Origin of the sequence: Nocardia sp. GCM10030253 (assembly GCF_042675075.1) — a bacterium.
Taxonomy (GTDB): Bacteria; Actinomycetota; Actinomycetes; order Mycobacteriales; family Mycobacteriaceae; genus Nocardia.
In genome coordinates, this window is the sequence record NZ_JBHTDL010000009.1 from 201,918 (window position 1) to 226,809 (window position 24,892).

The window sequence follows — 24,892 nt, forward strand, 5'->3', positions numbered from 1 at the left end:
AACAGCTCCCTTATCCGGCTATTTGGTTGTCGATCAGCGCGAATATTTCGTCGGCGGTGGCCGCTTCCACCGCCGCCGCGGTCTGGGCACCCGATTCCCGCTCGTCGAGCGCCTCCGCGACGAGTGCCCGGATCTGTCGCGCGAGGCGTGCCTTCTCGTTGGTCGACGGCATCGCGTCGAGCAATGACCGAAGCGAGGACAGCTGCTCGTCGATCAGCACCGTTGGCCCGGCACCCTCGATCCGAGACCGCAGCAGCTTCGCCACCGCCGAGGCGGTCGGATAGTCGAAAACCAATGTCGACGGCAGCCGCACGGCGGCCGCCTTGGCCAGCCGGTTCCGGAACTCCACGCCGCCGAGCGAATCGAACCCGAGTTCGTTGAACGGCGCATCGACATCGATGGCCTCGGCCGACGCATGTCCCAGCACCGCGGCGGCATGCTCACGCACGAAGCCGAGCACTGCCGCGTCGCGGTCTTCCTCGGGCATGGCGGCGAGTCGCTGCGCGAAGATTCCACTCCGGTCTGCCGTGCGCCGGGCCGGAGCGGAGACGAGTTTGCCGAGCACGCTGGGCAGCAACCCGGCCTTGGCTTGGATCGACAGCGCGGCCTTGTCGAATCTGACCCCGGCGAACATCGTGTCGCCCGCAACCATGGCCAGGTCGAACAGCGCGAGCCCCTCCACATCGCTCAGGACGTGCATACCCAACCGTTCCAGCCTGGCAAGCCCGGCCGGGTCGAGCCCGCCGGTCATTCCGGTCTGCTGGTGCCACGGACCCCACGCCAGGGAGAGGGCGGGAAGTCCTTCGGTGCGGCGCAGGCGCGCCAACGCATCCAGGAAGCAGTTCGCCGCGACATAGTTGCCCTGCCCCGGGGAGCCGAGCAGTGCCGCGGCCGAGGAGAACAACACGAACGCCCGCAGCTCGCGGTCGCGAGTCAGCTCGTGCAGGTTCAGTGCCGCATCGACTTTCGGTGCGAGCACCCGGTCGATCTGCTCGGTGGTCAGCGTGTCGATCGTGCCGTCGTCGAGCACACCGGCCGCATGAATCACGCCGGTCAACGGATATTCGGCCGGTATCGCATCGAGCAGCGCGCCGAGCGCGCCGCGGTCACTCACATCGCACGCGATCACTTGCGCGTCGGCGCCCAGCTCGGCCAGCTCCGCGACGAGCTCGCCGGAACCGGGAGCCTGCGGACCGCGCCTGGACACCAGCAGCAGTCGTCGCACCCCGTGCGTGGTGGCCAGATGGCGGGCCATCACGGCGCCGAGCCCACCGGTGCCACCTGTGATCAGCACGGTCCCGTTCCCGAACGACACCCCTTCACCAGCTGCCGCGCCGGTGCGTGCCACGCGCGGCGCGAGCACACTGTCGCCGCGGACCGCGAGCTGCGGCTCATCGGAACTCAATGCGGCCGACAGGGCTTGCGCGCTCAGGTCGGCCTGATGGTCGATCAGCACGATACGACCCGGGTTCTCCGACTGAGCGCTGCGAACGAGTCCGGATACCGCGGCAGCGGCCAGATCGGGTGACTCACCCGGCAGCCCTGCGGCGTTGCCGGTGACGACCACCAGTCGAGATTGCGCCAGCCGCTCGTCGGCCAGCCATGCTCGCACCGTGCCGAGGGCCGCGTGCACACGCTGACGCGTGTTGACGGCCGTGTCCGCCTCGGCGGGGTCGGCACCATCGCCGCGCCACACGATGACATCGGGAATATCCTCGGCCGCGACAAGTTCCGCCAGTTCGAGATAATGGCGTTCGATGCCGTCGACCGGCACGGAACCGAGCACCGCCATCGAGTTCGACGCGGATGCCGCGCCGCGGGCGATCTCCACCCACTCCACGCCAAGCACTGTGCCGCGGTGGCCTGGGCGCAGGGCATCCAGTGCCTGGGTGCCCACCGGGCGCGCCGCGAGCGAATCAACCGTCAGCACAGCCGAACCGGCGCTGTCGACGACCTCGATCCTGGCACTGTCGGGACCGGTGCGACTCACTCTGGCGCGCACCGATGCCTCGCCACCCCGGAACAATCGCACGCCTGCGAACGAGAACGGCAATGGCAGTTGGCCTTGCGGCAGATCCGCGGCCAGCGGCTCGATCACCGCGTGCAGGCAGGCGTCCAACAGCGCGGGATGAATGCCGAATCCCGTCTGCGCACTGGTTACTTCATCCAGCGAGATCTCCGCGAAGACCTCGTCACCACGCTGCCAGACCGCGGTCACACCCTGGAACGCGGGCCCATAGCCGAATCCTCGTTCCGCCAGCCGCTCGTACATCGATTGCGCGTCTATGGCTTCGGCGGCCGGCAGCGGCCAGCTCTCGCGTGCGGGCGTCGGCACCACGGTGTCATCGGCGGCCAGCACGCCGGTGGCATGCAGCACCCACTCGTTCGCGTCAGGTTCCTCGGTCTCGGGTCGAGAGTGGATCGAGAACAGGCGTCGCCCCTCATCGTCGACGACGCCGACACTCAACTGGATCTCGATCACCCGGTGACCGTCGAACACCATGGGCGCTTCGAGCAGCAATTCCTCGACGACCGCCACACCCAATCGCTCGCCTGCGGTCAACGCCAGCTCCAGGAATCCGGTACCCGGCAACAACACCGCGTCGAATACCTCGTGATCGGCTATCCACGGCTGGGTGCGCGGTGACAGCCGACCGCTGAACAGCCACTCGTCCTTGCCCGCTACCGACATCACACCGGTGAGCAATGGATGACCCGTTGCCGCTCCCGTAGTGATGTGGGTGTCCGGCCCTGGTGTCAACCAGTATCGCTGGTGCTGAAACGCATAGGTGGGCAGCGAAACCCGTGAGCCCGGCGGACGCGTGAACAGCGCGTCCCATGTCACGCGAACGCCAGCGCTGTGCGCTCGAGCCAGGAAGGTGACGAACTGCGTCGCCTCGTCCACACCGCGCCGACCGGCCGCGGCCACCAGCGACCGCGATTCGATGTCCTCGGCCAAGGATTGCCGAGTCATTGCTGCCAGCACCGCATCCGGGCCCAGCTCGAGGAAACGACGGACGCCCGTTTCGATGAGCGTCCGGGTGCCGGGTCCGAACCGCACGGCCGCGCGCACCTGACCGACCCAGTACCTCGGATCGGTCAACTCCGCACCTGCGAGCTCTCCGGACACCGTTGATACCAATGGAATTCGTGGCTCGTAATAGGTCAGCAGCTCGGCGATTCGCTCGAAGTCCGCGAGCATCGGCTCCATTCGCGCCGAATGGAACGCATGACTCACCCGCAACCTGGTCGTCTTACGCCCCTCCCCGACCAGACGGGTTTCGATCTCGGCGACAGCATCCTCATCGCCGGAAAGCACGACCGCACCAGGCGCATTTACCGCCGCGATCGATACTCGACCCTCGAACTCGGTGATCATTTCGTGTGTCTGGTCTTCGGAGGTTGCGACCGCAAGCATCGTCCCACCTTCGGGCAGCGCCCCCATCAAACGGCCGCGCGCCGCCACCAGCTTGCACGCATCCGGCAGGGACCAGACTCCGGCCACATACGCAGCCGCGAGCTCACCGATCGAATGCCCGATCAACACATCGGGTGTGACGCCGAAGAACTCGACCAGCCGGAACAATGCCACCTCGAACGCGAACAACGCGGGCTGCGTGAACTCCGTCCGGTCCAATATCGATTCGGCGAATCCGTCACCCGCAGTGTCGTTCTCGGCACTGACGCTACTGGCGTGCCCGACGAACATCAGCTCTTTGAGCGGGCGCCCCAACAATGGGTCGAACTCAGCGCAGACTTCATCCAACGCCGCCGCGAACACCGGGAATGCCTCGTAGAGACCAGCACCCATCCCGACCCGCTGCGCACCTTGACCGGTGAACAACAGTGCGGTCTTACCCGAACCGACACTGCCGTCGACTACTCCTGCGGCAGTCGAACCAGCGGCAAGCTCGGCAAGACCGGCCAACAGGCCATCACGATCACCGGCGACAACCGCCCCGCGCCACTCCAACTGCGCCCGCGAATGCACCAGCGAATGTGCGATATCGGCCGATTCCGCAGCCGGATGGTCGATGAGCCAGCGATGCAGCCGGTCCGCTTGCTTCCGTAGACCTGCTTCGGTCTTCGCCGACACCAGCCACGGCGCAATCGCCAACGAGCCTGCGGTGCCCGATGATTCGACCGCCGTTCGGATCGGCGCTTCCTCGAGGATCACATGGGCGTTGGTCCCGCTGATCCCGAACGAGGACACACCGGCACGACGCACCCGCCCACCCGCGAGCCACGGCTCCTGCTCGGTCAGCAATCGCACCGAACCGGCGGACCAATCCACGTGCGGCGACGGCGCGTCCACATGCAAGGTCGCGGGGAGGGTTTCGTGTCTGAGGGCTTGCACCATCTTGATGAGCCCACCGACACCGGCGGCCGCCTGCGTGTGACCGATATTGGATTTGATCGACCCGACCCGCAACGGCTCATCGCGATCCTGGCCGTAGGCGGCGATCAGTGCTTGCGCCTCGATCGGATCACCCAGTGTCGTACCGGTGCCGTGCGCCTCGACGACATCTACATCAGCCGCGCGCACACCCGCATTGGCCAACGCTTGTGCGATCACCCGCTCTTGCGAGGGACCATTCGGAGCCGTCAACCCATTGCTGGCCCCGTCTTGATTGACCGCGCTGCCACGCACCACCGCCAATACGTTGTGCCCGAGTCGCTGCGCATCCGAAAGGCGCTCCACCGCGAGAACACCCACACCCTCAGACCAAGCGACACCATCCGCGGACGCCGAGAATGCTTTACACCGGCCATCCGGAGACAAACCCCGCTGGCGGGAGAACTCCACGAACAGCAACGGCGTCGACATCACCGTCACGCCACCGACCAGAACCAGGGAGCTTTCGCCCTGACGCAGCGCCTGGCATGCCAAATGCAATGCCACCAGCGAGGAAGAACACGCGGTATCAATCGTCACCGCTGGGCCTTCCAAACCCAGCGAGTACGCCACGCGACCCGACACCACACTGCCCGCCGAGCCGGTCGCCAGATAGCCCTCAGCGGCTGCGGCGGCGGATCGTGCCGTGTGCTCATAGTCCTGATACATGACTCCGGCGAAAACACCCGTGTCGCTGCCACGTAATGACACGGGGTCGATCCCGGCGTCTTCCAACGCTTCCCAGGAGGCTTCCAGCAGCAACCGCTGCTGTGGATCCATTGCCGCGGCCTCGCGCGGGCCGATTCCGAAGAAACCGGCATCGAAATCGGCCGCCCCAGTGAGGAATCCGCCTTCACGGGTATAAACGGTGCCGGGCTTGTCCGGGTCAGGATCGAACAACCGGTCCAGATCCCAGCCACGGTCGCCAGGAAACTCACCGATCGCGTCGGTTCCTGAGGCCACCAGATCCCACAACTGGTCAGGCGATTCGACACCACCGGGATACCGGCAACTCATGCCAACGATCGCGATCGGCTCATCCACTCGCACCCGACGGCTGACCTGCCGTGTGTTCGCACTCGCACCCTCGATACGTGCACGCACCAGCTGCGCCACCGCCGTCGCGGTCGGGTAGTCGAACACCAACGTCGAAGGCAGTTGCAGCCCGGTCGCTTTCGCCAACCGATTGCGAAACTCCACCCCACCCAGCGAATCGAAACCCAACTCGTTGAACGGCGCTCGCGCATCGATCGCCTCTGCCGACGCGTGCCCCAACACCGCCGCGGCGTGCTCGCGAACAAACCCGAGCACCAACGAGTCATGCCTGTCTTGTGGGGCCGAAGCGAGTTGCTGTGCCAGCGCGCCCGCATTGTTCGCGCGCCGGGCGGGCACCGAGACCACCGTCCGCAACACACTGGGCAACGATCCCGCCCGGGCACGGATCGCCAAGGCCGGCGTATCGAACTCGACGCCTGCCACCGCTGCCGTGGCCGCGGTCAGCGCGCGGTCGAACAGCGCAAGTCCTGCCGCATTGCCGAGCGGTCGGAATCCGAGACGCTGGAACCTGGCCAGAGCGGCCTGGCCCAAACCGCTTGTCATACCGCTGTCCTGGTTCCACGGACCCCAGGCCACTGACACGCCGGGCAAGCCCGCAGTGGCCCGTAGGCGCGCGAGCGCGTCGAGGAACCCGTTGGCGGCGGCGTAGTTGCCCTGCCCTGGCGAGCCGAGGGCGGCCGCCACAGAGGAGAACAAGACGAAGGCCGACAGGTCGTGCTCCCGAGTCAGCTCGTGCAGGATCAGCGCGGCGTCAACTTTGGGCGCAAGCACCCGATCCACCTGCTCGGCGGTCAACGTCTCGATGGTCGCGTCGTCGACAACGCCCGCGGTGTGGATCACCGCGGTCAGCGGCGCCTGCGCGGGGATGTCGTTCAACAATGCTTCGACAGCTGCCCGATCACCGACATCGCAGGCTGCCACCCTGGTTGTGGCACCGAGGCCGGTCAGCTCGGCAACCAACTCGGCGGCGCCCTCGGCGCGCTCGCCACGGCGCGACACCAGTAGCAGATTCCGCGACCCATGTGCCGTCACGAGGTGCCGAGCCACCAGAGCGCCGAGTCCGCCGGTGCCGCCGGTGATCAGCACCGTGCCATTTCCGAACGACAGCTCCGCATCAGGCGCGGTCCGGCCCATCCGGGCAAGTCGCGGCACCAACAGCGTCCCGTTTCGCAGCACCACCTGTGGCTCGTCGACGCCGAGCGCCGCCGTTACGGTGTCCGCGGACAAAACAGTGTCGATATCGTGGTCTATCAACGTGATTCGGCCGGGGTGCTCGGACTGCGCGCTGCGCAGCAGCCCCAGGGCCGCCGCACCCGTCAGGTCGGGCGCTTCGTCGGGCAAGCTCGCGGCATTGCGGGTCGACACGACCAGCCGAGTGCCTGCCAAGCGATCCTCGGCCAGCCATCCGCGCACCATCGTCAGGGCCGCGTGCACGCGATCGTGGGTAGCGACGGCGACATCGGCTGCCGCCGTCAGGTTGTCCTCGATCGATCCGGTGACAGACCAGATCACCGCGTCGGGTAGTCCGTTGTCGGCCGCCGACGCGATGAGATCGTTCAGGTCCGGGTAACGCTCGTCGATCCCCGCGATGACGGACGATCCGAGCACGGCGAGCCGACCTGCTGGTTCGTCCGGCGTTTCGACGGATTCAGCCGTAAGCCAACGCAGTTCGAACGGAGTACCCGAACCGTCGGAGCGGGCGATGTCCAAGGTCTGCGCATCGACCGGGCGCGCGAGGAGTGAGTCGAGAGCCAGCACCACGGCTCCGGTGTCATCGATGGCCTCGATCCGCACCTTTTCGGCGCCGATTCGACTGATCCGGGCCCGCACCACCGCCGCCCCGGCGCGATACAGCCGCACTCCGGCGAACGAGAACGGCAGCGGTACCCGGCCCTGCGACATGTCTGCGGCGAGACTCTCGATCGCCGCGTGCAGGGTCGCATCCAGGAGCGCGGGGTGGATGCCGAACCGGGATGCCTGCGGTGCGGTCGCCTCATCCAGCGAGACCTCGGTGAAGACCTCCGCGCCGCGACGCCAGGCCGCCGTCACACATTGGAATACCGCACCGTAGCCGAAACCCAAGTCCGCCAATTGGTCATACAGCGCCTCGGCGGACACCTGCTCGGACGCGGCTGGCGGCCAGTTCTCGTCCTCCCATGCCGGTGCGATTTCGTCGCGGGGGGCCAGCACGCCATTCGCGTGCCGCACCCACTCATCCGTGTCGGCGTCGGACGGCGGCGAAACCCCCTGGGCACGCGAGTGAATGGAGAATTCGCGGCGGCCCACGCCATCGGCGGGTCCGACAGTCAGCTGAAGGTCCACCGCCGCGTCGGCGTCGAGCGTCAGCGGAGCCTCGACCAGCAACTCTTCGACCGCCGCAACCCCGAGATGGGCTCCAGCGGACAGGGCGAGCTCGACAAAACCGGTGCCCGGCAACAACACCGCACCGAACACGGCATGATCGGCGATCCATGGATGAGTGTGCAGTGACAGCCGACCGGTGAAAAGCCACTCGTCTTTGCCCGCCACCGGCACCACATCGGTCAACAACGGATGATCGAACGACCCTGCGGCGCTCGAATCCGGACGAGGGTCCAGCCAGAACCTCTGGTGTTGGAATGCGTAGGTAGGCAGAGACACTCGCGATGGCGATCGGCCTGCGAACAGCACGTCCCACTCGATACCGACCCCCGCCGCATACGCCTGAGCCAGGAACGTAACGAATTGAGAAGCCTCGTCCTGCCCGCGCCGCCCCGCCGCGGCCACCAGCGACCGTGACTCGACTTCCTCGGGCAAGCATTGCCGAGTCATCGCCGCCAGCGCCGCATCCGGGCCCAGTTCTAAGAACCGGCGCACACCTGAATCGGCCAGCGCCTGAATGCCCGACGCGAACCGCACCCCCGCACGCACCTGACCAACCCAGTACGAGGGGTCCACCAGCTCATCACCGGCGAGCTCTCCAGAAACGTTCGACACCAAGGGAATACGTGGGGACTGATAGGTGAGTCCCTCAGCGACGCGCGCAAACTCCGCCAGCATCGGCTCCATCCGCGCCGAATGGAACGCATGACTCACCCGCAACCGGATCGTCTTACACCCCTCCGCAACCAGCACGGCCCCGATCTCGGCAATCACCTCCTCATCACCGGAAAGCACCACCGCACCAGGCGCATTCACCGCCGCCAGCGATACACGATCGCCGCGACCAGCAATGACTTCCTGTGCTTGGTCCTCATCGATCGCCACCGCAAGCATCGCCCCACCTTCAGGCAGCGCACCCATCAACCGACCACGCGACGCCACCAGCTTGCACGCATCCGGCAAAGACCAGACACCAGCCACATGAGCCGCAACAAGCTCACCGATCGAATGCCCGATCAACACATCCGGAACGACACCGAAAGACTCCACCAACCGGAACAACGCCACCTCGAACGCAAACAACGCAGGCTGCGTGAACTCCGTACGATCCAAAACCGCGCTCGCGAACCCGCGACCAGCGGCGCCATTCCGAGCACCACCCCCGGAGAACCCGTTACCTATAGCACCGTTCTCAGCACCACCCCCGGCGAACCCGTCACCTACAGCACCACCCCCGGCAAATCCGCTACTTGTAGCGCCGTTTTCGTCACCACCCCCGCCAAATCCATCGCCCGCAGCGCCGTTTTCGTCACCACCCTCGGCGAATCCATCGCCTGCAGCTCCGTTCTCAGCACTGCCACGGGCAAGTCCGTCGCTCGCGGCACTGTCCTCAGCACCGCCGCTACTGGCGTGTCCGGCGAACATCAGGTCTTTGAGCGAGCACCCCAACAGCGGGTCGAACTCGGCACAGACTTCATCCAGTGCCATCGCGAACACCGGGAATGCTTCGTAGAGACCAGCACCCATACCAACCCGCTGCGCACCCTGACCAGTGAACAACAGTGCAGTCTTACCCGAACCGACACAGCCCTCGACCACACCAGAAACAGTCGAACCAGCAGCAAGCTCAGCAAGACCAGCCAACAGGCCATCACGATCACCAGCAACAACCGCACCACGCCACTCCAACTGCGCTCGCGAATGCACCAGCGAATACCCGACATCCAACAGTTCCGCGTCCGCGTGCTGCGTCAGCCACCGGTGCAGCCGACCTGCCTGCGCGCGCAAACCTGCTTCGGTCTTCGCCGACACAATCCAAGGCACAACTGCTGAATCGGCTACCGCCGTTGATGGTTCAAGGGCTGTCTTTGCTTCGGTCGTAGATACCGGCGGAGCAGGTGCCTCCTCGAGAATCACGTGTGCGTTCGTGCCGCTGACCCCGAAGGAGGAGACACCCGCGCGCCGCGTCCGCCCACCGGCAGGCCAAGGTTCGCTCTCGGTCAGCAGCCGCACCGAGCCCGCGGACCAATCAACATGCGGCGATGGCGCGTCCACATGCAAAGTCGCGGGGATGCTTTCGTGGCGCAACGCCTGCACCATCTTGATCACACCGCCCACACCGGCCGCGGCAACCGTGTGCCCGATATTGGATTTGATCGAACCGATCCGCAGCGGCTCCGCACGTTCGCGGCCGTAGGCAGCGATCAGGGCCTGCGCCTCGATCGGATCACCGAGTGCCGTACCGGTACCGTGTGCCTCCACCGCGTCCACGTCTTCGGCACGGATACCCGCATTGGCAAGGGCCTGGGCGATGACTCGTTCCTGTGAAGGACCATTCGGCGCCGTCAGACCATTGCTGGCCCCGTCCTGATTGACCGCGCTACCGCGCACCACCGCAAACACGTTGTGCCCCAGCCGTTGGGCATCCGAAAGCCTCTCCAGCACAAGAACACCGACGCCTTCAGCGAACGCGACACCGTCGGCCGATGCCGAGAACGCCTTGCACCGCCCATCCGGCGATAGACCACGCTGCCGGGCGAAATCCACGAATATGTCCGGACTGGCCGCGACCGTGACCCCACCGGTCAGCACCAACGAGCTCTCGCCCTGGCGCAATGCTTGGCAGGCCAGGTGCAGAGCGACCAGCGACGACGAACACGCCGTATCGACCGTGATCGCCGGTCCCTCGAGACCGAGGGTGTAGGCCACCCGACCGGAGATCACGCTGTGCGTTGTTCCGGTCAGTCGGAACCCTTCCAGCTCGCCACGGACTCGGCCGGCGTAGCCCGACGAACACGCACCCGCATACACGCCCGCATCGCTGCCGCGCACCGATAGCGGATCGATTCCCGCGTCCTCCAGCGCTTCCCATGCCGCTTCGAGCAACAGCCGCTGCTGCGGGTCCATCGCCGAGGCCTCGCGCGGTCCGATTCCGAAGAATCCGGTATCGAAATCGCCTGCCTGCGACAGAAACCCGCCCTCGCGGGCATAAACGGTGCCCGGCTTATCCGGATCCGAATCGAACAACCGCTTCAGGTCCCAGCCACGATCGGTCGGAAATCCCGAGATCGCATCGGTGCCCGCGGCAACGAGATCCCACAGCTGCTGGGGTGATTCGACACCGCCGGGATACCGGCAGCTCATCCCCACAATGGCGATCGGCTCGTCCATCCGCACCCGACGCGACGCTCGCGGGCTGGCCGCGCCCGCTCCCGATCCTTCGATCCTTGCCCGTATCAGCTTTGCCACCGCGGTCGCGGTCGGATAGTCGAAAACCAACGTCGACGGCAACGCGACGCCGGTCGCTTTGGCGAGCCGATTGCGCAGCTCCACGCCGCCGAGCGAATCGAAACCCAGTGCGGTGAACGGTATCTCGGGGTCGATCGCCGAGGCAGCGGCATGACCGAGCACTGCCGCGGCATACTCGCGCACGAATTCGACCACGACCGCGTCGCGTTCCTGCGCCGGGGTCGACAGCAGTGTGCGTGCCAAGGCGCCCGTCATCCCGGCCCGGCGCGCCGGGACCGAGACGAGGCCGTGCAGGACTGCGGGCAATAACCCCGCCCGCGCCTGGGTCGACAACGCCGCCCGATCGAATTCGACACAGGCAAGCATTGATTCGCCTGCTGCCATGGACACGTCGAACAGGCGCAGTCCGTGCTCGGCATCGAGTGGACGCAACCCCAATCGCTCCAACCGAGCGAAACCGGCCCGCCCGAGGCCGCCGGTCATCTCGCTGCGGGTCGACCACGGACCCCATGCCAACGACAGCGCGGGCAATCCGGCGCTGCGTCTGCGTTGCACCAGCGCGTCGAGGACGCTATTGGCCGCCGCGTAGTTGCCCTGCCCCGGCGAGCCGAGCAAGGCCGCCGCCGAGGAGAAGACGACGAATGCCGACAGGTCACAGTCGACGGTCAGGGCGTGCAGATTGAGCGCCGCATCGACTTTCGGTGCGAGCACCCGATCCACTTGCTGCCCGGTCAATGTCGCGATGGTGCCGTCATCGAGCACACCCGCCGAGTGGATCACGGCGGTCAGGGCGTGCTCTGCCGGAATCTCGTCCAGTAGTCCCCGCAACGCCGTTCGGTCGCCAACGTCGCAGGCACGCACTCGAGTATGAGCGCCGAGCCCGGTCAGCTCCGCCACCAGTTCGGCCGCGCCTTCGGCCCGCTCGCCACGCCTGGACACCAGCAGCAGGTGCCGCACACCATGGACCACGACCAAATGCCGGGCGAGGACCGCACCCAGCCCACCGGTACCGCCGGTGATCAACACCGTGCCAGCCCCGAACGACAGCTCGGCTGGCTGAGCCGGTACGGGCATTCGGTCGAGCCGCGGCACCAACACGCCGTCCGCCCGCACCGCGAGCTGAGGCTCGTCCAGCGCGAGAACCCTGGACACGACCTCCGCCGACAGCACCCCGCTGTCCGACAGCACGGCACCGTCCGACAGCACGGCACCCTCCGCCGGTGCACCGGCGCGGTCGATCAGCACGATCCGGCCCGGGTGTTCGGATTGGGCGCTGCGCACCAGCCCCCATACCGCGGCCGCGGCGAGATCGGGGGATTCACCGGAAAGGCCCGCCGCGTTTGCGGTCAGCACGACCAGCCGCGATTGCGCGAATCGAGCCTCGGCCAGCCATTCGCGCAGTGTCGCGAGCACCGAGTGCACGCGTTCGCGCACCACTTCCGCGACATCGGACCCGGCAGTGTCGTCGGTCGCTTGTCTGTCATCGATGGTCCACACGACCACCTCGGGTCCGGCGTCCGATTCGACGTCTTCAGCCCGCATCGCCACGGTGAGGGACGCCAGATCCGGGTAGTGCCGATCGATTCCGGGCAGCGCCACCGCTCCGAATGTCGCCATCCGCGACACGGCGGATTCACCCCTGGCTGTGGACGATGGCGGTGCTATCCACAACAGGCGGTGGAGCGAACGGCCGCTGTCCGTGTGCGCGGCGTCGAGGGAATGCGCGTCGATCGGGCGGGTCAGCAGCGAATCGATGGTGAATACCACCGCTGCGGTGTCATCGACAGCTTCGATCCGCACCCGGTCGTTCCCGGTCCGGACGATCCTGGCCCGCACCGCGTCGGCACCGGACCGATACAGGCGAACTCCGGTGAAGGAGAACGGCAACGGCAACCGCCCCGGCTCCCATGCACCGAGCAGACACAGGCCGTGCAGGGCCGCGTCGAACAAAGCCGGGTGCACACCGAACCGGGCGGCCTCCGCACCGGTCGCCTCATCCAGCGACACCTCGGCGAGCACTTCGTCACCGCGTTGCCAGGCGGCGGCAACGCCTTGGAATGCCGCGCCGTAGCCGAATCCCATGCCCGCCAACCGGTCGTAGAGCACCTCGCCGTCCACCGGCTCCCCGGATTGCGGCGGCCAGTCCGCGCCGTCCCACGCAGGCGCCTCGGCGGCTGCGGTCGGAGCCAGCACGCCGCCCGCATGCAGAATCCACTCGCCCGAACCACTCTCGCGGGATGCGGTCGAGTGTTCGCCGAGGTCCGCACGCGAGTACACCGCCAGCGACCGGCGACCACGGTCGTCGGCCCCGCCGATCGCAACCTGGACCTCGATCGCCCGATCGCCCTCGACAACCAGCGGCACCTGGAAGGTGATCTCCTCGACCATCGCGCAGTCGAGCTTCTCCCCTGCGCACAAAGCCATTTCGAGCAGTGCCGTACCAGGCACGACCACTGTGCCGAATACCGCGTGGTCGGCCAGCCATGGCTGGGTCCGCTGCGAGATCCGGCCGGTGAACAACCACTCGTCCCGGCCTGCCAGTTCCGCTGCCGCCCCGAGCAACGGATGATCAGGGAACACCAGCCCCGCCTGCGTCACATCGCCTGCCCCGCCACCAGCATGCTGGGTATCGACCCAATAGCGTTGCCGCTGGAAGGCATACGTCGGCAGTGCCACGGTCGATACCGGCGTGGCGGTGTCCGCTGTCGCCCACCGCACGGGCACACCGACGGTGTGCGCTTGCGCCAGCGCGGCGGCGAACTGAGTCGGACCACCATGCTGCCGTTTCAGCGAGCCGATCACGCTGACCCGCTCGGCCAGACCGACGGACTCCGCGGTGGCCTCGACGCCTACCGTCAGCACCGGATGCGGGCTGGTTTCGATGAAACCGGTGATCCCGGCCTTCATCAGCGCCTGGGTGGCCTCGGCGAAACGCACCTGCTCGCGCAGCGACCGATACCAATACCGCGCGTCCAACGTGGTGGTGTCGATGTAGTCCGCGTACACGGTGGAGAAGAACGGTATCGAAGCCGCGACGGGGCGGATCGGCCCCAGTTCCTCGAGTAGTCGATCACGTAGCCGCTCAACGGCTTTCGAATGTGACGGATAGTCGACCGGAATGCGCCTCGCCCACACACCGTCCTGTTCGCAGACGGCAAGGAACTCTTCCATGGCATCGAGGTCCCCGGATACCACGGTCTGTGTCGGTCCGTTGACCGCGGCCAGTGACAATCGCTCACCGAACGGGGCCAGCCTGGCCCGCACCGCCTGCTCGTCGAGTCCGACCGACGACATCGCACCGAGACCGGCCAGCCCGTCGGCCACCGCGCGGCTGCGCAACGCGACGACTCGGGCGGCGTCGGCCAAAGACAACGCTCCGGATACGCAGGCGGCGGCGATCTCGCCCTGCGAGTGACCGACCACCACGTCCGGCTCGACCCCGTTGGCCTGCCACAGCCTGGCCAACGACACCATCACCGCGAACAGCACCGGCTGCACCACATCGACCCGGTCCAGCGACGGCGTTCCTGCCGCACCCCGCAGCACCGCCGTCAACGACCAGTCCAGGTATGGCGCCAGCGCCGCCTCGCAGGCTGCCATCGATTCGGCGAACGGGCCGCCCGCCTCCAGCAGACCGACCGCCATTCCCGCCCACTGGCTGCCTTGTCCTGGGAAGACGAAGGCGACCTTGCGCGATACGGCACGCCCTACGGCAACGCCGTCGATCACCCCGGCCGCATCCGGTTCGGCGAGCTCGGCCAGTCCGGCGAGCATTTCGCCGTGGTCGGCGGCCACCACCGCGCCGCGCCACTCCAGTTGGGCGCGCGTGGTCAGCAGCGCCGACGCCACCTCGGGTACACCGAGTTCGGGGCGTTCCAGCAGCCACTGCCGCAGCCTGCCTGCCTGCGCACGCAGTCCCGCTTCGGTTTTCGCGGACACCAGCAAGGGCGTTGTCCCCGGCACCGCGGGCGACACCATGGCGGGCTCGGTCGCTGCCGGAGCCTCTTCCAGAATTACGTGCGCGTTGGTGCCGCTGGCGCCGAAGGAGGAAACCCCGGCCCTTCGGATACGCGGCCCGGCGAGCCACGGCTCGCTCTCGGTAAGCAACCGCACCGACCCGGCGGTCCAATCCACGTGTGGCGTCGGTTGGTCCACATGCAGTGTGGCGGGCAAGGTTTCGCGGCGCAGCGCCTGCACCATCTTGATCACACCGCCGACGCCCGCGGCGGCGGAGGTATGCCCGATATTCGATTTGATCGACCCGAGCCGCAGCGGCTCCTCGCCGCGGTCGCGGCCATAGGTCGCGATCAAGGCCTGGGCCTCGATCGGGTCACCCAGTGTTGTGCCGGTGCCGTGCGCTTCCACCGCGTCCACATCAGCGGGCCCGAGGCCGGCATTGGCCAGCGCCTGGGTGATCACGCGTTCCTGTGAGGGACCGTTCGGCGCGGTCAGCCTATTGCTTGCGCCGTCCTGGTTGACCGCGCTGCCGCGGATCACCGCGAGCACGCGGTGGCCGAGGCGCTGCGCATCCGACAATCGTTCGATCACCAGCAATCCGAGGCCCTCGGAGAAGCCGGTACCGTCCGCCGCCGCCGCGAAGGCCTTGCAGCGCGCATCCGGTGACAGGGCACGCTGGCGCCCGAACGCGATGAGCAGGGTCGGGTCGGACATCACGGTGACCCCGCCGACCAGCACCAGCGAGGTGTCCCCCTGGCGCAGCGCCTGGCAGGCCAGATGCAGGGCAACCAGCGACGACGAACAGGCGGTGTCCACCGAGAGCGCGGGACCCTTGAAACCGAACGTGTAGGCGATCCGTCCCGACAGCACGCTGGCCGAAACACCCAGGAAGGCATGACCTTCCGACTCGGCCGACATGACACCCGAACCGACCCGATGCCCATAGTCCTGGTGGATGACCCCGGCGAACACGCCGGTGTCACTGCCGCGCAATGACATCGGATCTATCCCGGCGTCCTCCAGTGCCTCCCACGAGGCTTCGAGCAGCAGCCGCTGCTGCGGGTCCATCGCGGCGGCTTCCCGGGGCCCGATGCCGAAGAACCCCGCGTCGAAATCGCCTGCCGCGTCCAGGAACCCGCCTTCGCGGGTGTAGACCGTACCCGGCTTGTCCGGATCGGGATCGAACAGCCGATCCAGATCCCAACCACGGTCGGTGGGAAACGCACCGACCGCATCGGTGCCGCTCGCAACGAGTTCCCACAATTGGTCGGGTGTTTCGACGCCACCGGGATACCGGCAGCTCATCCCGACAATCGCGATCGGCTCCTTGGCTCGGCCCTGCAGATCGTGGATGTGCTTGTTGGCGGCGCGCAGATCTCCGGTGAGTTTCTTCAGATAACGACCGAGCTTTTCCTCATTGCTCATGCTGGACCGAACTCCTCGTCAATCAAATCCAAAAGCTCACTGTTGGAATGGAATTCGAACTCTTCGTACTCGCTCACCGACCAGTTCTCGGCGAGGTAGGAGCGCAGTCGTTCGCTGATTCCCCGTAGGCCGGTGACGGTGGCGTCGTTATCGCGCCCCTCGGTGAGGATGCGCTCGAGCATCGCCTCCAGGTGCGCGAGGTCGTCGTGTACCGTGACCTTCGGTTCCGGGTAGATCGGCTGCGCTGCTCGGCGATGCAGATATTCGGCCATGTCGGTCGGGGTCGGATAGTCGAACACCAGCGTCGAAGGCAATGGCAGGCCGGTCGCCTTGGACAGCCGGTTACGGAACTCGACCCCACCGAGTGAATCGAAACCGAGTTCGTCGAAGCCCTGATCGGGCCTGATGTCATCGATCGAACCATGTCCGAGTACCGCCGCGGCATGCTCCCGAATCAGGTCGAGCACCACGCCGACCCGCTTGGCCTCAGGCACTGTTTCCAGTCGAAAGCTCAGTGAGACAGCCGAATTCGTTGCAGCGCGCATCGGCTTGCGCACGAAGCCACGCAGCACGGCAGGCATGGTGTCCGCGTGCGACTCCAACCGCAGCTCGTTCGCGTCGAAGTGCAGCGGAGCCAGCAGCGGAACTCCGGCGATCAGCGACTGGTCGAAAAGCCGCAAGCCGTCTACCGGATCGAGTGGATGCAACCCGATTCGCGCCAATCGGGCGAAGCCGGCCGTACCCAAACCGCTGGTCATCCCGCTGCCCTGATTCCACGGACCCCAGGCGAGCGAAACCGCCGCTAGTCCTTCGGCATTCCGACGCAGGGCGAGCGCATCCAGGAAGCAGTTCGCCGCGGCATAGTTGCCCTGCCCCGACGATCCGAGCAAGCCCGCGATCGAGGAAAACAGCACGAACATCGAAAGCCCGGCGTCCCTGGTCAGCTCGTGCAGATTCCATGCCGCGTCGACCTTCGGCGCCAGCACTCGATCGACCTGTTCGGCGGTCAGCGTCTGGACGGTGCCGTCATCGAGCACGCCCGCCGCGTGCACCACCCCGGTCAGCGGATGCTCGGCAGGTATCGAGGCGAGCAGGACACGAAGCGCCGCGCGATCGCTGATATCGCAGGCCGCCACCCGGGCTTCCGCACCGAGCTCGGCAAGCTCCGCCACCAATTCCGTGGCGCCATCGGCTTGTCCGCCGCGCCGCGAGACCAGCAACAACCGCCGGGCCCCGTGCCGGATGACCAGATGGCGAGCCACAGCGGCCCCCAGCCCGCCGGTACCGCCGGTGATCAGCACCGTCCCCGCCGCGAGTGCCGGACTCGCTTGTGCCGCCGCGGCGAGCCGGTCCAGTCGCGGTATCAGCAGCATGTCCGCGCGCACCGCGAGCTGCGGCTCGTCGGCGGCAAGCGCGGCCAGCACCATATCCGCCGATAAGCCGTCGCCGGTCGCGGCATTCCGGTCGAGCAGGATGATGCGCCCCGGGTATTCGGATTGAGCGGTTCGCACCAGGCCCGATATCGCCGCCGCAGTGAGATCGGGTAGCTCGCCGGGCAGCCCGATCGCATTGTCGGTGACGACCAGAAGCCGTGACCGGGCGAAACGGTCCTCCGCGAGCCAGGCCCGCAACATCCCCAGCGCCGACCGCACTCGGTGATGAGTCGCCACGGCGACATCGGTACCGTCGCGCGTCGATACCGCGCCGTCGGTGGGCCAGTCGTCCCCGCACCACACCACCACATCGGGTACCCGATCCGCCGCGGCGAGACCGGCCAGGTCCGGGTACCGCTCCTCGATACCGGCGACCGGTGCCGAACCGAGTACCGCGATCCGGCCGTCGAATCGATCCGCCCGCGGGGCCGGCGCTGTGGTCCAGCGCAGATCGAACAGGGCGGCACGACCGCCGCCGGACAGGGTCCCTCGGAACTGCTCGACATCGTAGGAACGCATGACGACCTCGTCGATGGTGACGACCGGGTTGCCCGCATCGTCGACGGCCGCGACGGCGATCGCCTCATCGCCCTTGGTGACCGCGATGACACGCAGTGTGGTCGCCCCCGACACCGCATGGAACCGGGTCCCGCCCCACCGGAACAGCAGTCGGCCCTCGGCCGGGTTGTTGTCCTGGTCCGGCCAGACCAGGCAGGCGAGTCCGGCGTGCATCACCATGTCGAACAGCGCGGGATGCAGCTCGAACCGCCCAGGATCCGCGGCGGCATTCAGCGTGATCTCGGAGAACACGGTGTCACCACGCTGCCAGGCAGCGTCGACCCCGATGAACGACCGGCCGTATTCGAGCCCGGCCGCCCTGGCCACCTGTGCCGGAATCCATTCGGTATCAATGGGTTCCGCCCCGATCGGCGGCCATTGCTCGCGACGGAGCCGCTCCACCAGTGGGTGGTCCGCCGGCCGTGCACTGGTCAGCACACCGCTGGCATTGCGAATCCATTCGCCTGCGCCGTCGGCGGAGACCTGAAAGTAGAAGGTGAACGGACGCCGTCCGAGCTCGTCCGGCTCTTCGACCACGACCTGCAGGTGAACCGTGCCGTCCTCCGAGGGGAGGACCGGAGCCTCGAGGGTGAGCTCGTCGACCGCGGTGCAGCCGATCTTGCCGCCTGCGACGAGCAGGAGTTCCATCAGCGCGGCGCTGGGGACCAGCACCACGCCGTAGGTCGTGTGGTCGGCGATCCACGGATGGGTCCGCAGCGAGAGGCTGCCGGTGAACAGCCACTCGTCCCGGCCCGCGACCGGCATCACGCCGGTGAGCAATGGATGGTCCGATGCCCCGTTCGCGATGTCCGGATCGGAAGCCGACGGCAGCCAGTACCGCTGGCGTTGGAATGCGTAGGTGGGCAGGGGAACTCGTGAGCCGTTGCGGCCGTCGAACAGTTCGTCCCAGGTCACCTCGACGCCTTGGGTGTGGATCCGGGCGAGGAACGTCACGAACTGAGCAGCCTCGTCCTGCCCGCGCCGACCCGCGGCCGCCACCAGCGACCGCGCTTCGGCTTCCTCGGGCAAACACTGCCGAGTCATCGCGGCCAACACGGCATCCGGGCCAAGCTCCAAGAATCGGCGCACACCCGAATCGACCAGCGCCTCGATACCCGGCGCGAACCGCACCCCGGCACGCACCTGGTCAACCCAGTACTGCGGGTCCATCAGCTCGTCGCCGACAATGGAGCCGGATACGTTCGATACCAAGGGAATTCGTGGTGCGAGGTAGAGCAGGCTTTCGGCCACCCGCTCGAAGTCCGCCAGCATCGGCTCCATCCGCGCCGAATGAAACGCATGACTCACCCGCAACCGGGTCGTCTTACGCCCCTCCCCCACCAGCACGGTTTCGATCTCGGCAATCGCCTCCTCATCACCGGAAAGCACCACCGCACCAGGCGCATTCACCGCCGCGATGGACACGCGGCCATCGAATCGAGCCACGGCTGCCCGCGCTTGCTCCTCAGAGCTCGCCACCGCAAGCATCGCTCCACCCACCGGCAGCGCACCCATCAAACGACCACGCGCCGCCACCAGCTTGCACGCATCCGACAGCGACCAGACTCCGGCCACATACGCGGCGACAAGCTCACCGATCGAATGGCCGATCAACACATCCGGCATGACACCGAACGACTCCACCAACCGGAACAACGCCACCTCGAACGCAAACAACGCAGGCTGCGTGAACTCCGTCCGATCCAGCCTCCCTTCGCTGTCCTCGGTGAACATCAACTCCTTCAGCGAGCGACCGAGCAACGGATCGAGCTGCGCACACACCTCATCCAACGCCGCCGCGAACACCGGAAACGCCTCATACAGACCAGCACCCATACCGACCCGCTGCGCACCCTGACCAGTGAACAACAACGCCGTCCTGCCCGAACCGACGATCCCGTCGAGCACACCGGTCGGCAATCCCGGGCGGGGCTCGGCGAGCGCGGCCAGCCCGGCAACCATCTCGTCGCGGTCGCGCCCGACGACGGCTCCGCGCCATTCCAACTGCGCGCGCGAACTGTGCAGGGAGTAGCCGATATCCACCGGATCCGCATCGGGGTGATTCGCCAGCCACCGGTAGAGCCGACCCGCCTGCGCCCGCAAACCGGCCTCGCTCTTCGCCGACACCAGCCAAGGCACCACGGTCGAAGTCCGGCCGTCGGCGGCGGGTTGCGCCTTCGGTCGCGGCGCGGGTGCTTCCTCCAGAATCGCGTGCGCGTTGGTGCCACTGACGCCGAACGAGGACACACCGGCCCGGCGCACACGGCCCCCGGCGGGCCACCGCTCCTGCTCGGTCAGCAACCGCACCGAGCCAGCGGACCAATCGACATGCGGCGATGGGGCATCGACATGCAAAGTGGCAGGGAGGGTTTCGTGGCGCATCGCCTGCACCATCTTGATCACACCACCCACACCGGCGGCGGCGACGGTGTGGCCGATATTGGATTTGATCGAGCCGATCCGCAACGGTTCCGCACGCTGACCGCCGTACGCGCTGATCAAGGCCTGTGCTTCGATCGGATCGCCGAGCGCTGTACCGGTTCCGTGCGCTTCCACCACGTCGACATCCGCGGCGGCGAGCCCGGCATTGGCCAGCGCCTGCGCGATCACCCGTTCCTGGGACGGACCGTTCGGCGCGGTCAGACCATTGCTGGCGCCGTCTTGATTGACCGCCGTACCGCGAACTACCGCCAGCACCGTGTGCCCGAGGCGTTGCGCATCCGAAAGTCGCTCCAGCACAAGCACACCGACGCCTTCGGAGAAGGCGACACCGTCGGCCGACGCCGAGAACGCCTTACACCGGCCGTCCGGGGACAGACCGCGCTGCCGCGCGAAATCCTTATACAGATAAGGGCTGGCCGCGACCGTGACCCCGCCTGCGAGCACCAGCGAGCTCTCGCCCTGGCGCAACGCCTGGCAGGCCAGGTGCAGAGAGACCAGCGATGAGGAGCACGCGGTGTCCACGGTGACCGCGGGCCCTTCCAAGCCGAACACGTAGGCGACCCGACCGGAGATCACGCTGTGTGTGGTGCCGGTGAGGTGGAACCCCTCCAGATCACCGGTGACACGGCTGTCGTATCCGGAGGAGCACGCGCCCGCGAAGACACCGGTGTCGCTGCCGCGCAGTACACCGGGGTCGATGCCCGCGTCCTCCAACGCTTCCCACGATGCCTCCAGCAGCAGCCGTTGCTGCGGATCCATCGCCGATGCCTCGCGCGGGCTGATCCCGAAGAACCCGGCGTCGAAATCTCCTGCGTCGTACAGGAATCCGCCGCCACGGGTGTAGACCGTGCCCGGCTTATCCGGGTCGAGGTCGAACAGTCGCTCCAGGTCCCAGTCACGGTCGGCCGGGAACCCGCCGATCGCATCGGTGCCGGAAGCGACGAGATCCCAGAGCTGCTCGGGTGATTCGACACCACCGGGGTACCGGCAACTCATTCCGACGATGGCGATGGGCTCGTCCACTCGAGTTCGGCGCGGCGCCGGCCGCGTCTGCGTGCCCGCGCCCTCGATCCTGGACAGCACCAGCTTGGCCACTGCCGCCGCGGTCGGGTAGTCGAACACCAACGTGGAGGGCAGCGACAGTCCGGTGGCCTTGGCCAGCCGGTTGCGGAACTCCACACCGCCGAGCGAATCGAAACCGAGCTCGTCGAAGCCCTGATCCGATCTGATGTCATCGGCCGAACCATGGCCGAGCACCGCGGCCGCGTGCTCACGCACCAGATCCAGCACCACCCCGGCACGCCGTGGCTCCGGTACTTGGTCCAGCCGAGCACCGAGCGAACCCGCGGACGCCGACGTCGCGGGCAGGGTTCGCCGAATGAATCCGCGCAGCACCGACGGGACCGCACCGGCCTGCGCCTCGCGCCGCAGATCGTTCGCATCGAACCGGATCGGCGCCAGCCGCGCCGCGCTGTGGTCGATCGCGGCATCGAACAACCGCAGCCCCGCCACCTCGTCGAGCGGGTGCAGGCCGAGCCGCTCCCACCGCGCCAGCCCGGCCCGGCCGAGTCCGCCGGTCATTCCGCTGTCCTGGTTCCACGGACCCCACGCCAGCGAAACCGCGGGCAGCCCTTCGACTTCGCGGTGCCGCGCAAGTGCGTCGAGGAAGCCGTTCGCGGCCGCGTAGTTGCCTTGTCCCGGCGAACCGATTACCGCGGCGACCGAGGAGAACAGTACGAACGCCGACAGGTCGATGCCGCGGGTCAGCTCGTGCAGGTGCCATGCGGCGGTGGCCTTCGGCGCGAACACCCGATCCAGTTGTTCGGCGGTCAGCGTCTGTACGGTGGCGTCGTCGAGCACCCCCGCCGCGTGCACCACCCCGCTCAGCGGGGACTCGGGATCGATCGTGTCCAGCAGAGTTTGCAACGCCGTCCGGTCGCCCACATCACAGGCCGCCACCCGGGCATGAGCGCCCAGTTCGGCCAGCTCCTTCACCAGCTGCGCCGCCCCGTCCGCCGCGGGGCCACGCCGCGAGACCAGCAGCAGCCGCTCGACTCCATGCGTGGTCGCCAGGTGGCGGGCCATCAGCGCGCCGAGTCCGCCGGTGCCACCGGTGATGAGCACGGTCCCCGTTCCGAACGCGGGCCTGGTAGCGCTCGTCGGGGTCGTGGCCGTACGCGTCAGCCGCGGCATCAGCAGTGCGCCGGCCCGCACCGCGATCTGGGGCTCATCGATATCCAGAATCGCGGCCACCCGGTTCGAATCGACCGAATTCGCCGCGGGATCGTCGTCGATGAGGATGAACCGCCCCGGGTGTTCGGATTGGGCACTGCGCACCAACCCCGACACCGCCGCTGCGGCGAGTCGGGGCGCTTCGCCGGCAAGACCTGCGGCGCCACGGGTCACGACGATCAACCGGGTGTCGGCCAGGCGTTCCTCGGCCAGCCAGGCACGCAACATCGCGAGCACCGCCCGCGCCTGCTCGACCCCGGCCGCCGGAGTGTCCTGCGCAGTGGCCAACCCGGTGGGATGCCACACCACCGCGGTGGGGATCGTTTCGGCCGCGGCAAGATCGGCGAGGCCGGAGTATCGCGCCTCGATCCCGGTCACCGACGGCGACCCGAGCACCGCGAGCCGGTGCGCGGGTGTTGCGGCGGGTACCGACGACACCGCGACCCAGTCCACGTCGAACAGTGCGGCGTCGTCACCGGGAAGCGTGCTGCGGAACTGTTTGACGTCGTATGGCCGCATGACGACCGCGTCGACGGACACGACAGGGTTGCCCGAGTCGTCGACCGCCGCGACGGAGATCGTCTCGGCGCCGGTGGCCACCGCGATCACGCGCAACGACGTCACCTTCGACGTGGAGTGCAATCGTGCGCCACCCCAGCGGAACAGCAGCCTGCCCGCCTCGGGGTTGCCGTCCTGATCCCGCCAGACCAGACAGGCGAGGCCAGCATGCATCACCAGGTCGAGCAGTGCCGGATGCAGGTCGAACCGCCCCGGTTCCGGCGCCGCCGCGACGTCGAGCGTGATCTCCGAGAAGACCGCGTCGTCGCGCTGCCACGCGGCCTCGACACCGATGAACGCGGGCCCGTACTCGAGCCCGGAACCGGTCGCGATCTGCTCCGGAATCCAGCTCGTAGCAACGGGTTCGGCGTCGGCGGGCGGCCACGCCTCGTCTCGAAGTTGTTCCAGCAGCGCGTCACCGCCATGCCATTCGGCTGCCAGCGCGCCGGTGGCATTGCGGATCCACTCCCCCGCGCCGTCCACGACGGCACGAAAATAGAAGCTGAACTGTCGGCGTCCCGTCTGGTCCGGCTCCTGTACCAGCACTTGCAGCTCGATGTCCCGGTCGTCCGACGGCAGGATCGGCGCCTCGAGCGTGAGCTCGTCGACGACGCCGCAGCCGATCCGGCCGCCCGCCACGAGCAGGAATTCGACCAATGTCGCGCTCGGGAGAACCACCACGCCATAGGTCATGTGATCGGCGATCCACGGATGGGTACGCAACGAGAACCGGCCGGTGAACAGCCATTCGTCTTTGCCCGCGACCGGCACCACGCCGGTCAACAGCGGATGATCGAACGACCCGGCCGCGCTCGAATCCGAGCCAGGCTCCAACCAGAACCTCTGATGCTGGAATGCATAGGTAGGCAACGACACTCGCGATACCGAACGCCCGGCGAACAGATCGTCCCAGGTCACATCGATACCTGAGGTGTACGCGGCGGCCAGGAAGGTCAGGAACTGCTCGGCTTCATCGATACCGCGCCGACCCGCCGCAGCCACCAGCGAGCGCAATTCGGAGTCCTCAGGCAAACACTGCCGAGTCATCGCCGCCAGAACGGCATCCGGGCCCAGCTCCAAGAAACGACGCACACCCGCGTCGACGAGCGCCTGGATACCCGGTGCGAACCGCACCCCCGCACGCACCTGGTCGACCCAATAGGCGGGGTCCATAAGCTCGTTACCAGCGAACTCACCAGAAACATTCGACACCAAGGGAATACGT

The 24,892-nt window shown here is 67.3% G+C and carries 2 protein-coding genes; both read right to left on the minus strand.

The window, feature by feature from the left end:
* Positions 1–10 precede the first annotated feature (10 nt).
* The gene (locus tag ACFQZZ_RS21720) at positions 11–16,444 is read right to left on the minus strand and encodes a type I polyketide synthase (protein WP_378683644.1); all 16,434 of its coding nucleotides are present in this window, start codon (positions 16,442–16,444) and stop codon (positions 11–13) included.
* Complete coding sequence (locus tag ACFQZZ_RS21725; protein WP_378683647.1) at positions 16,441–24,840, minus strand: SDR family NAD(P)-dependent oxidoreductase; 8,400 nt, start codon at positions 24,838–24,840, stop codon at positions 16,441–16,443. The genes ACFQZZ_RS21720 and ACFQZZ_RS21725 overlap by 4 nt, the downstream gene beginning before the upstream one ends.
* Between the last annotated feature and the right edge of the window lie 52 nt (positions 24,841–24,892).

What these genes read in the sequence shown, in the direction of transcription:
- ACFQZZ_RS21725 (WP_378683647.1), bottom strand. Translation starts at nt 24,840, where the DNA reads ATGGACCCCGCCTATTGGGTCGACCAGGTGCGTGCGGGGGTGCGGTTC.
- ACFQZZ_RS21720 (WP_378683644.1), bottom strand. Translation starts at nt 16,444, where the DNA reads ATGAGCAATGAGGAAAAGCTCGGTCGTTATCTGAAGAAACTCACCGGA.